The organism is Streptomyces durocortorensis, from assembly GCF_016901035.1.
Classification (GTDB): Bacteria; Actinomycetota; Actinomycetes; order Streptomycetales; family Streptomycetaceae; genus Streptomyces; species Streptomyces durocortorensis.
The window spans coordinates 10,996-22,440 of record NZ_JAFEUF010000009.1 but is presented as its reverse complement, the minus strand read 5'-3'; the positions used below and the strand labels follow the sequence as shown (position 1 = coordinate 22,440).

The following is an 11,445-nucleotide window of genomic DNA, read 5'->3' as shown; positions in this document are numbered from 1 at the left end:
GGGGGGCGGGGCTTCGGCCGCGGTTCTGCAGCGGCAGTCGGTCCGACCCGGCGGGCCCCGCCGCGCGGGCGCCGCCCCCCCGGCAGGTACAAGGCCGCCATGTCCAGGCCCGGCACGTCCGGTAGCTCGGTGAGCATCGCGGCCTGGAGCTGCTCCGCTGTGCTCAGCCGGTTGGCCACGAAACGGGTGCGCTCCACTGCCTGGCTCACGTAACCCGCCACCGTGGTGAGGACGGCCTCCTCCGTCGGCGCCAGCACATGGGGGCGGGACCAGCACCATGTCAGGACACCGCGCCGGTCCGGCAGCGGAACGCACATCACGGACTCGAGACCCAGCGAGTCGTACCCGGCGACGGCCTCGGGCCCGAAGCCGCGCAGGAGCGTGGGGCGGTCCGCTACGAAGACGGCGCGTTGCTCGCGCATGGCCAGAGCGCTGGGGAAGGAGGCGTCCCACTCCAGATGGGCGATGGCGCTCTCCACCGGCCGTACGTCCTCCGGGTCGATCACGCGCCACAGCTTTCCGCCGTCCGCCAGGAGCAGGCCCACGAACGTGGGCTCGGCCGGCCCCTGGAACAGGTGGCGCAGGCGCCGGGTCAGATCCGTGAGATCGCGGGCGTGGGCGAGCTCGATGGCCGCACGCAGAAGAAGGCCGGCGTGATCGCGGTCCCGCTGGATCAGCTCCGAGGCGATCCTCAGCCTCAGCTCCATCGAGCAGGCGGCGGTCAAATCCTCAAGATCGCGCATCTCGTCCGCCGTCCACTCGCGAGGCTCGTGATCGATGGCGCAGAGCGATCCGAGGACATGCCCGTCCGCGTCGGTGAGCGGCATACCGGCGTACGCGACCACTTGGAGGTCGGGGATGGCGAGGCTGTCGCAGGTGCGGGGAGACGACCGGGTGTCGCTGAGGATCAGCGGCTTGCCGTCCGCGACGACGTGCTGGCAGAAGGAGTGGCTCAAGGGGGTTTCGCGCCGGGCCGCCCAGACCCCGGACAACCCGACCATCCCGGGAAACACCTGCCGGTCGGCCTCCAGCAGCGACACCAGGGACACCGGAACGCGCAGAACACGCGTGACCAACCGCGCGAAGCGGTCCATGCCGGGGTCGGCCGCCGCGGTCAGCCCCGCGAGCCGCAGCGCCTCCAGCCTTCCGGAGTCCTTCATCCTGCGGCCTCCATCGACCTGGCGGGAGAAGACGTGACCTCTGTCGAGCGCATTATCCGAATATAAGAGGAAAAAATTATGGTGTCCCAGCTAGGTGCGGTGCCGAGATCCCCCGCGCAGGGCCCGGCGCCGCCCAGGACGATCCGTAGATACAGTCAGCGCGTACGACAGAGACGCCAATCATCGAACTTCGTTCCGTTCTTCATCTCTGTTGCGTACGCCGGCAAGCCGACAGGCGGACTCGTTCGGCCCTGGACCGGCAGACCCTGCGCCTGCCGATATGCCCGCGCCGCGCCGACGCCGATGCGCGCCTGGCCGCGGGCTTTCGCGTCGGAACCATGAAGGCCCATCGGCACTTACGCGGGGCCGGCGACCTCCTTATCGCACACACGCCCACGTCGGAGCAGGTCATGACAAAGAGGGCGGAAAGCGTACGCGGTCCTCGGGAGCAGGATGTACGCCATCAACGCCATCAACGCCATGGTCGCCGAGGTCGCGCTTCGCCACCCGGAACCCGTCCCTCCTGACCTCCGGCAGCGACGACATGACCCAACTCTGCGGCCCCAGTCCGCATCCATCCCGCTCTGAGCTCTGACGACCCGGACCACCACCGAGCACACCCCCTGCCAGGGTCCGCCGCACCGCTGCCCTCGTGCCCCATCCGTGCCCAGCAGAGCGGACAGCAACAGTCAGGTACAGCTTCCAGAGATCACCGCAATCCCAGCTCCCTCACAGGAAAGCGCAGGTCAGGCCCATTCCAGCGATCCAGGCAGCGCTGATTCCCAAGCTCAGAGCGCGAGTTCGATTCTCGTCACCCGCTCCACATGAAAGCCCCAGGCCAACGGCCCGGGGCTTCTTTGTTTGGGTCACCTTGGATGCGTCCGGTCGGCTTCGGTGGCCTCTCCCTGGATAATCGACGTATGGCATCACAGCCCAGCCTTTCTGATCTTCGCCGTGCCAAGTTCGCCCGGCGAACGCCCGCAGCGCTCTCCGAGCTTGTCGGCCCCGAGCACGGCACGGTGCGCCTGCCACTTCACCTGGCATGGTCGGGGCTGACCACGTTCGATCTCGACCAGCCACGGCTACGGATGAGCTACTACCGCATCGTGTTGGCCGAGGGCCAGCACGACGACCTGGTCCGTTACCTCAACCGCGGCCTCCTCGTCAGCTTGTGGCCCACACTTCGCACACTGATCAGCCGTGATGTCCGTGAAGTCTGGGAGCACTCCTTCGACGAGCTGGCTCACAGCGCCCGGGCTGCTGCGTGAACCTCACCGATCTGCACCGTCGCCTGCTGGCTGATGTACTCGCCGTGGGAGGTGCCTACCCTCTGGCGCTTACCGGCGGCTACGCGGTTCAGGCACACGGCCTGGTCGACCGGCTCAGCCAGGACCTCGACGTAGCGACCGAGAACCCTGATCGCATGGAGGACATTGCTGCTGCCGTGCGCGCCGGCCTGGAACAACACGGGTGGCAGGTCAGCGCTCTGGAAACAGACCCGCTCTCCGCACGCCTGATCGTCACCGATCCCGTCAGTCACGAGAAGTGCGAGGTCGACATCCTCAAGGAAGCGCTCTGGCGACCGCCCGTACACACCGACCACGGGTTGGTGCTGTCCCTCGAAGATGTCGTCGGAACCAAAGTTCGCGCACTCTTCGACCGCGGACTCGCCAGGGACCTGATCGACGTACAGGCTGCCGCGAACCGCTGGAGCCATATCGAACTCGAAGAGCTCGGTCGACGCCACGCCCGCGGCTCCTTCGACCTGAGCGAGCTCCAAGCACGGCTGATGGGAGCCGACTGGATCGACGACACGGAATTCGCCGCCTACGGACTCGACGAACGAGCGATCACCGGGCTGCGCCAGTGGGCGCAGGCATGGGCCACCGACATCGGCGAACGGCTCCAAGAGCTGGAGACTCCGCACGAAGACTGATGGCCGCATGGAGGCTGGATACGCTCAGCACGATGCACGCCAGGCCAATCGGCCCACGCCCCCCTGTGCCCCATCCGTGCCCAGCAGAGCGGACAACAGCGGTCAGATACGGCTCTCAGAGACAAGTGGCCATCCACCTGCTCACTGCAAAACCCCAGTTCAGGCCCCCTCTGGCAGCCCAAGAACCGCTGATTCCCAAGCTCAGAGCGCGAGTTCGATTCTCGTCACCCGCTCCATGACGAAGGCCCTGGTCAATGACTGGGGCCTTATGCTTGCCGCCCAACGGCACCGGCCCGGAGCGTCACTCGCCAGGGACAGCCGGTGAGCGACCGCCCCCGTGTCTTCGCTCGGAGCATGCGACTCCAGGCGTCAAGGCTGGGGGCCAGAATCCCGAGCTAATGCATGCATACTCCAGTATGCTTGGACTCATGTCCTCAACGACCCGCATCACCGTCACGCTCCCCAGCGACCAGGTGGCGGAACTCCGCAAGCTCACGGACAACGTCTCCGGCTACGTTGCGGAAGCCGTAGCCCGCCAGATCCGGCACCAACTCCTGGGCGAGGACCTCCGCCGCCATGAGGAGGAGCACGGGCCGTTCAGCGACGAGGAGCTCGCCGAGGCGCGCGGGAAGATCTTCGGCTCCGCCGGCACCTCCACGGGCGCAGATGCCGCGTGAGCGAGCGCATCGAAACCGTCGTCCTGGACTCGGAAGGGCTCTCCGCCTGGATCGCGCAGGACCGCAAGCTCCTCGCGATGCTGCAGGTCTTCCACGACATGGGAGCCGACCTGGTCATCGGGGCCAACACCATCGTGGAAGTCACTCACTCCCGCACCAACATGCCTCGTCTGAACTGGGCTCTGTCCCGCGTCAAGGTGGAGCCAGTCACTGAACAGGCGGCGAAGGCGGCGGCTGAGCTTCTCAAAGGGGCCGGACTGCACGGGCACAAGTACGCCATCGACGCCACAGTCGCCGAGGTCGCCCTGCGCCAGCCGAAACCCGTCGCCCTCCTGACCTCCGACAGCGACGACATGACCAATCTCTGCGGAAACCAAGTCCGCATCATCTCTCTCTGACTCGCCGGCCCACCCCGAGCACGCCCCCTGGCAGGGTTTACAGATCGCCCTCCCGTGCCCCATCCGTGCCCAGCAGAGCAGACAACAACGGTCAGATACAGCCTCCAGAGACCATGGCAACCTCGGCTCCCTCGCAGGAAAGCGCAGGTCAGGATCCTTCCGAAGAGTCAAGCACCGTTGATTCCCAAGCTCAGAGCGCGAGTTCGATTCTCGTCACCCGCTCCACCAGAAAGCCCCAGGCCAGCGGCCCGGGGCTCTGTTGTTGTCTCAGCCCCTCGGGGCGTCTTGCATCAGATCCGCACCAGAAGGCTTCGCCCGCTGGCGGTGCGACTCTCCGCACTCGGCCCCCACAAGATCGGCGGGCCTACTCGCGACCTCCTGCCGATGCTCAAGTTCGGAGTGCTGATAGATCAACGCCGCTTCACCATCGTGTTCTTGCAGGGTGCCCCCGGAGCGGGTCGCCAGGGCACGCCCGGTATGCCGGAGATCGTAGAAGCGGAGCCCCACCGCAGCACGGCCCCTGCGTCCCCACCAGGTCCTGCCCCTTCACTGCGTACCAGTCGAGCCGACGTTCCTGTCTCGGCCCGTGCTCAGCGCCGGTGGTTGTCTGCCCGTTGGCGCATGGCGGCGCGGCTCCCGGCCGCACGGTTCCTCACCCAGCGGAGGCCGGTACGTCGAGGATGGCGAGCTCGGCTGGTGTGGCCTGGCGTTTCCAGTCGGGTGCGAGGGCGGCGTAGGTGGTCACGTCGTGCCAGCAGCCCCGGGTGCGGAAGAGCTGGCGCAGGAGCGCTTCGGAGGTCAATCCCGCGGCGCGCATGATGGGGGGCATGTGGTCGTGGTCGGTGCGGTGTCCGGCCCAGATGCGGTGCAGGCCCAGGGAGCCGAAGCCGTAAGCCATGAGGAGCCGGCCCGTCTCGTGCGCGTGGCCCGCGAGGGCGGATCCGGGGAGCAGGACGACGGTCGTCAGCATGGCGTTGCTTCCGTAGTCCTCGATCAGGAGGCCGGCGGTGCCGAGCATGGTGTCGTCGTCGGGCGTGCAGACGGCGAGGGTGTACTTGCGGCGGACGTGCGCAAGGGGTTGGGCAAGGACGGCGGCGAAGGCGTCGTGGGCCTGGGCGGTGTCCATGCGGTCAGTGCCGAGGTAGCGGGTGAGCGAGCGGCTGGTCACGATCCGCTCGTGGACCGGTTGGTCGGCGGCGCGCAGCTCGCGCAGACGGAGGTGCTCACCGTGCAGGTCCGGTACGCGGTTCACCGGGCACCTTCCAGGGCTGCGGGGATGAGGGCTTCGAGATCGACGTAGGTGCGGGCGGAGGGGACAGGGCGGCCGAGCAGGATGCGACGGGCGGTGTCGGTGACGAGGGCGCCCCCGAGCATCACGCCGCTGGCCAGCTGAGGCCAGCTGGAGAGACTGCTGCCGATCCGGGGAATGGCGGCGGCCATCGCCGCGCTCAGCTGGTCCTGGTCGACGACCTGCAGAAGGAGGCGCGTCTGCTCGGTGCGGTCCATCGCGCGTACGTCGGCGGCTGTCACGGCACCGGCGCGGCCGTGGAAAAGCGGTCGGTCGGGTTCCAGATCGAAGCGTTCGACGTCCAACAGACCGCGGTCGTTGGCGTCCATGAGGACGGGCACCCGCCGGCGCCGGGCGTGCTCGCGGGCGGCGACCTTGGCCCAGAGGGTGTCGCACTCCTCGACGAGCAGGTCGACTCCGTGCTCCCCGCCGCTGTCAGGGGCGAAGAACTCCTCGATGCTCTCCTCGGTCACTCCGTGCCGGTGGACCGCGATGTCGAGGTAGGGGTCGAGCTCGTACATGCGCCGCGCACAGATGACGGTCTTCTCCAGGCCGATCTCGTGGACGCCGGCGCGTAGCCGGTTGAGGTTGGACAGGCTCAGCTGGTCGAAGTCCGCCAGCCGGAACGAGCCCCCCACGCCCTCCATCGCGCAGGTCAGCGCTGCACTGGAGCCCACCGACAGGCCGATGACGCCGATGCGGCGACTGAGCAGGTGCTGCTGTTCCTCGCGGGTGATCTTGTCACGGTTGCGGTCGGTGCGTACGAGCCGGAACTCCGCCTCGGGCAGCACCCGTACCAGGCGGCCCGACCACGGGTACCAGGCCCATGTCCCGTACTCGTCGGGCAGGACGCCGCCTCGTGCCTCGTCCACGGCACGCTCCAGAGCGGCCGGGTGAAACGGTTCTCCGGGGTTCAGGCAGCGGACGAACTCCCGCAGTTGATCCTCGACGCTGTCGTGGACCTCGCGCAGTGCTGACGAGTCCAGCAGCCTCTTCAGCTCGGCGGCGTGCTCGGCCGAGGACGGGTCGAGGAGGACGGGACGAAACGATTCGGCGAGGGCGCTTGAAGGCAACGGGCCGGCGAACGCGGCGCCGGCGGAGGAGGAGAGGGTGTGCGTCACGTCGTCCGACGCTAGCAACACCAAGATCGTCAACCGTGGTGCCTTCACACGTTCGGCGGCATTCCGAGAGCGGATGTGTCCGATCGGGTGACATGGGTCGCGACCGTTCGCGAAGGCGTGGCGCACGGGGCGGCCGAACATCCCGATAGCCAGGCATGATCATTTGATTTTCGGTCGAGATCGCCTGCCAGGCGACACGTGGAGGGTGCCTCACGTGGTCGATCGCGCGACCCCGGCCATGGAGTGCCAGGCGGAGCCCAAGCCCTCCTCTGCATATTCCGCGACGCTTGGCGTATTTCCTCGGCGACTCGTATCGCCGTCACGCTCCCGAGCGATTGCGCTGCCGACCCTCGTGCCCCACCTGTGCCCAGCAGAGCGGACAACAGCGGTCGGAAGCAGCTTCTACAGGCCGCGACCGCCCACCCCGGCCGCCACAGAAGTGCGGTTCAGGTCCCTTCTCACAGCCCAAGAACTAGGCGAAGGCCGGCTTCGGAGCGGAAGCGGGACCAACCACGTCACCGACCCAGCGCACGTGGAGGGCGGAGTCCGTGAACGACGACGACACCAGGCCTCTTCCGCGTGCTGCCCCGCGAAGCTGCCACGCCGCCCCATCTGCCCGGGCGGGACCGGATGCGCACAAGGGGTTCACCGGGGCGGCTTCGTCCCTACTCCCCAGGCGAGGCCGAACCCGTAGGCGGCGTCCAGTTGTTGCTGGATTCCGAGATAGAGGTGCGTGACGGCTGCGGACGGCAGGGACGTCGAGCGCTCCTCGCTCGCCCTCGGCGAGCGGCTGGGGAGCGGCGGTCAGGGCTGAACGCCGCCACCCGGCGACCGCGGCCCGTCGTCGATCATTCCATGTTCGATGTCGTACGGGACCGGACGCCGATCCCCCTGCAGAAGCCGACCCGCTAGGGCCGTTTCTCGTCGCGGAGAGGGCACCCACGGTTGTACGGCCCAGTGGGGGTCTCTCGGTCGGGGTAGGCAGTCGCACGGGGCCGTACGCGTTCGGCTGCGTCGCGGAAGTCCGGTCGATGCCCGGGCGGCGAAACGCGTGGCGTGCGGGGGCGGCGGGAGCGGGTAACGTCTTTGTCATATTCTTCCAGGCGCCGATTTACGAGTGAGAGCGTGAAGGCCCCTGCCGATGTCGCGCGACGTCGCCGCGTCTGTCCCCCGCCGCTGAATCCGTAGATCCCTTCACCTCGTTCGGGAGAACCCATGACCGTGAGCAAGAACATCAACAATCCCGTGGGCATGGGCGGCGGTCAGCGCAAGAGGCTGTCCCGCGCCGAACGGCAGAACAACGGTCCGCACCGCAACCTCGACCGCAAGGGCGCCGCCGACCAGAAGGCGGAGCTGGTGCGCAAGATGCGCGAGAGGGCAGGCGCAGGCGAGGGCTCCGGGGAAACCGGCGACGACACCGCGCAGGGCTGACTCAGCGCTGCGGCGGGGCTGACCCACCCTGGGCTGACTCACCGCCGCAGGTGTGCGCCGCCGGGGGGCTGCCTCGGACCGCCCGGGGCTCTCCTCCTGTCCCGGTCGGCCTTCCGCGCCGTGGCAGGATCGCGCCGTGGCGAACGAGCGGCTTCCCTCCGGCTGGACCCTCGCGCGGATCCGCGATGTCTCCGGGGACCGGGAGGCCGTGGTGCTCGGCGCGGATCGTGCGGCAGCGTGGGTGGGCGGCCCTGGGGATGACGAGGCGATACGGCCGGAGATCGTGATCGGGTTCCACGGGCTCTGCCTGGTGAAGCCGATCGACAGCGACGACTGGTACATGGGCGGCCTCAACGATGACGGGACCGTCGACTGCTGGTCCGCCTACGACGACTTCCACGAGGCGTTGAGGGGGCTGTAGGCCGGAGCCCCGGGCTCCGTCCCGGCGAGCAGGAAGGTGCTCGCCGCACTCGGCGAGGGGCAGGCATGCGCAGCAACGCTCGGATGCGGGACGTCCTGCGGGCGACCGACATCACCGGCTTGAACGATCACGACATCCCTCCCCCGTTCCGTGAGGTCGTGGAGCGCGGGTGGTCCGTCACGGCCGCCGGCGGACGCGTGCTGGCCGGGCTCCGGTCGGCCGTTCCCGGCGGCCCCTGCCTCGACCGGCTCGCGGAGGAGGCGACGGTCAACGGGCGGGGAATGACCGACTACGACCTCCCCTCCGCTCCCCGCGAGCGCACGCCGCTCCTCCTCCGCAGGTGTCTGGCGTACGTGTGCGCCTGCCTCCGGGAAGCGCGCGAGGAGTTCGGCGACACCCAGGTGAAGGCGTACGTCTCGTTGTCCTTCGCCGATACCGACGAGGGCCTCCTCACCTCGAACGTCACCTTCTGCACCCCGCTGCCCGACGTTCGCCCCTATATCCCGGGCCTGGAGAGCGTTACGGATGCGGCAGTCGCTGAAGTCTCCGCCGAGGACTGCTCGGTGTGGCTCTGACGTCGGGGGCGAGAAAATTATTGACCGATCGTTCTGCATGAGGCTACGGTCTCCGATGTGGCCAGGACCAAGGAATTCGATCCGGACGCCGCCCTGCAGTCGGCTCTTGAGCTGTTCTGGCGGCGCGGCTACGAAGCGACCTCGATCGCCGACCTCGTCGAGCACCTCGGCATCGGTCGCGCCAGCATCTACGCCACCTTCGGCAACAAGCACGAGCTGTACCTGAAGGCCATGGACCGGTATGCCGAGGGGCAGGATCCGCACCTCCTCACCCCGCTGTCCCAGCCTGGGCCCGCACTGCCCGCGGTGCGGGCGCTGGTACGCCGCTTCGCCTCGGAGGCCGCCTCCCCCGAAGAGCGGCTGAACGGCTGCCTCATCACCAACACGGCCGCCGAACTCGCCCCGCACGACCCTGCGGCAGCCCGCCGGGTCGAGATCAGCTGGGAGCAGCTGGAGACCCTGCTGCACTCCGCGCTGGTACGGGCCCGGGCCCAGGGCGAGCTGCCCGAGGGGCGCGATCCGCGCGCCATCTCCCGCATGCTGCTCGTCCTGATGCAGGGCCTGCGGGTCGTCGGCAAGGCGTCCAGCGATCCCGCCCGGGTGCGGGACGCGGCCGAGCAGGCGCTGACCCTGTTGGACTGAATCACCCTCGCCCGGTCGCCGTTCGCTGTTCGCCGGTCACTGTTCGCCGCTCGCCGTTCTTTGGCCTGCTTCGTCACCTCACGGTTCGTTGCCGGAGTCCAACCACCTCGCCGGGGCCATCGTCCGCGCCCTTTCTCGCATGCCCAAATAATGGATCGATCGATCAATTATAAGGAGGGTCATGTCCGTCAAAGAAGCCACCCGCGTCGTCGACGTACAGCACCGGTACGCCTTCGCCCTCCTCGGCAGCGTTCAGGCCACGCTGATCTTCACGCTCGCCGCGATCGCCGTGCCGCTCCCGGCCATCGGGCGCGAATTCGGCTTACAGCGCGCCGACTTGATCCTGCTCAGCGCCTCGTACGGACTCACCTTCGCCGGGCTGCTGCTCTTCGGCGGGCGCCTCGCCGACCGTTACGGCGGGCGGCGTGCCCTCCTCGTCGGGCTCCTCCTCTTCGCCGCGGCCTCGGCCGCCGCCCCGTTCGCCTCCGGCATCGAGGCGCTGCTCGCGGCCCGCCTCGTCCAGGGCGCCGGTGCGGCCCTCGTCGCGCCCGCCGCCATGGCCGTACTGCGTACCGTCCATCCCTCCCCCGCCGCGTACGGCAGGGCGATGGCCTCCTGGGGCGGCCTCTCCGTGCTCGGTGCGACCGCCGGCAATCTGCTCTCCGGCGTCATCCTGTCGTGGCTCTCGTGGCGTTGGACCTTCGCCGTGCCCCTCGCGGTCGCGGTCCCCGCCCTGGTCCTCACGCCCCGGCTGCTGCCGCCCACCGCTCCGCACCGGGGCAGGGCGCTCGACCTGCCGGGGGCCGCTCTCGCCACTCTCGGGATCACCTTCGCCAGTTACGGACTCGTCGTCACCGATGTCCGGCCCTGGTCGTCGGCCGCCGTGCTCCTGCCGCTGCTCGGCGGCGCCGTCCTCCTCGGCGCGTTCCTGTACGTCCAGCGTCGCGCCCACGATCCGCTGCTGCCGCCCCGCTTCCTGCTCGACCGGCGGCGAGCCCTCGCCCTCGCGGCCGTCGCGCTGAGCGCCTGCGGGACCGCGATGACCTTCGTGGTCCTCTCGCTCCACCTCCAGCAGACCCTCGGCCGGTCGCCGCTGCAGACCTCGGCCGCGTTCGTACCGTTCGCCGTCGCGCTGATCGCCACGGGCCGGGCGGCGGGACCGCTCGTCATCCGGTACGGGGCCGGAGCCGTCACGACCGCCGGGCTCGGTACCGGCGCGGCCGGGCTCGCCCTCCTCGCCGCCACCGGACTCCAGGCGCAGCTCCCGTACGTGTACGGGACTCTGCCCGGTCTCGTGCTGCTGGCGGCCGGCGCCGCGGCGTCCTTCGGCGGAGCATCCGTACTCGCCACCGAAGGCGTACCGCCGCAACGGGCCGGGCTCGCGGGCGGTGTGCTGAACAGTGCGATGGAGCTCGGCCCCACCGTCCTGTTCGCCCTCCTGCTCACGTTGGGCAGCGACGCCCTCTCCCTGGCCGCGACGGGGTCCGCCCTGGCCGTCGCGGCCCTCGTCAACCACCGCACCGGCTGATCCAGCCATCATCCAACTGAAGCGATATACCGAGGAGTTGCCTGCCATGAACAGTTTCGCCGGTAAGACCGTGCTCGTCACGGGCGCAGGGTCCGGTCTCGGACGCGCGATCGCGCTCGCCTTCGCCGCCGAGAACGCGTCCGTCATCGCGGCGGGGGGGCCCCCCCCCCCCCGGGGGGGGGCGGGGCGGGGCCAAGGCGGGGGGCGGCGGCGCCCGCCGCCCCCGGCCGCCGCCCGCAAACCGAACCCGCCCGGCCCGCGGCGCGGG

12 protein-coding genes are annotated in these 11,445 nt (G+C 69.3%); 9 read left to right on the top strand and 3 right to left on the bottom strand.

The genetic code is table 11. The annotated features are described in order from the left end of the window. Positions 1-1,160 (bottom strand): GAF domain-containing protein (locus JS521_RS03505; protein ID WP_239486744.1); only part of this gene is annotated, 1,160 nt, incomplete at its 3' end. Between the two features lie 920 nt (positions 1,161-2,080). On the opposite strand from JS521_RS03505, the gene JS521_RS03500 reads away from it, so the two are divergent. The 4 genes from JS521_RS03500 (at position 2,081) to JS521_RS03485 (ending at position 4,171) form a co-directional block, all read left to right on the top strand. Beyond that, positions 2,081-2,428: a transcriptional regulator gene (locus JS521_RS03500; RefSeq protein ID WP_069740781.1), complete on the top strand. Its 348-nt coding sequence runs from the start codon at positions 2,081-2,083 to the stop codon at positions 2,426-2,428. Next, the gene (locus tag JS521_RS03495; protein ID WP_205081220.1) at positions 2,425-3,096 is read left to right on the top strand and encodes a nucleotidyl transferase AbiEii/AbiGii toxin family protein; all 672 of its coding nucleotides are present in this window, start codon (positions 2,425-2,427) and stop codon (positions 3,094-3,096) included. The genes JS521_RS03500 and JS521_RS03495 overlap by 4 nt, the downstream gene beginning before the upstream one ends. Before the next feature lie 428 nt (positions 3,097-3,524). Beyond that, positions 3,525-3,773 carry a type II toxin-antitoxin system CcdA family antitoxin gene (locus tag JS521_RS03490; RefSeq protein WP_205081219.1) on the top strand — a complete coding sequence of 83 codons (249 nt, stop codon included), beginning with the start codon at positions 3,525-3,527 and terminating at the stop codon, positions 3,771-3,773. After that, positions 3,770-4,171, top strand: a complete 402-nt coding sequence (locus tag JS521_RS03485) for a DNA-binding protein (protein WP_205081218.1) — start codon at positions 3,770-3,772, stop codon at positions 4,169-4,171. The genes JS521_RS03490 and JS521_RS03485 overlap by 4 nt, the downstream gene beginning before the upstream one ends. Positions 4,172-4,823: 652 nt before the next feature. On the opposite strand, the gene JS521_RS03480 is transcribed toward JS521_RS03485, so the two are convergent. Both JS521_RS03480 and JS521_RS03475 read right to left on the bottom strand, forming a co-directional pair. Continuing rightward, positions 4,824-5,423: a GNAT family N-acetyltransferase gene (locus JS521_RS03480; protein WP_205081217.1), complete on the bottom strand. Its 600-nt coding sequence runs from the start codon at positions 5,421-5,423 to the stop codon at positions 4,824-4,826. Next, entirely contained in the window at positions 5,420-6,580 is a 1,161-nt protein-coding gene (locus tag JS521_RS03475) for a ThiF family adenylyltransferase (RefSeq protein ID WP_307847759.1), read from the bottom strand. The genes JS521_RS03480 and JS521_RS03475 overlap by 4 nt, the downstream gene beginning before the upstream one ends. Before the next feature lie 1,215 nt (positions 6,581-7,795). On the opposite strand from JS521_RS03475, the gene JS521_RS03470 reads away from it, so the two are divergent. From JS521_RS03470 to JS521_RS03450, 5 genes are all read left to right on the top strand, one after another. Beyond that, positions 7,796-8,011, top strand: a complete 216-nt coding sequence (locus tag JS521_RS03470; protein WP_205081215.1) for a DUF6243 family protein — start codon at positions 7,796-7,798, stop codon at positions 8,009-8,011. Between the two features lie 136 nt (positions 8,012-8,147). Next, positions 8,148-8,432: a hypothetical protein gene (locus JS521_RS03465; RefSeq protein ID WP_239486743.1), complete on the top strand. Its 285-nt coding sequence runs from the start codon at positions 8,148-8,150 to the stop codon at positions 8,430-8,432. A gap of 65 nt (positions 8,433-8,497) precedes the next feature. Further along, entirely contained in the window at positions 8,498-9,007 is a 510-nt protein-coding gene (locus JS521_RS03460) for a hypothetical protein (protein WP_239486742.1), read from the top strand. Between the two features lie 57 nt (positions 9,008-9,064). Next, on the top strand, positions 9,065-9,649 hold the full coding sequence (locus JS521_RS03455) for a TetR/AcrR family transcriptional regulator (protein ID WP_205081214.1): 585 nt from the start codon (positions 9,065-9,067) through the stop codon (positions 9,647-9,649). Positions 9,650-9,830: 181 nt separating this feature from the next. Beyond that, on the top strand, positions 9,831-11,177 hold the full coding sequence (locus JS521_RS03450; protein WP_205081213.1) for an MFS transporter: 1,347 nt from the start codon (positions 9,831-9,833) through the stop codon (positions 11,175-11,177). Positions 11,178-11,445: the final 268 nt, after the last annotated feature.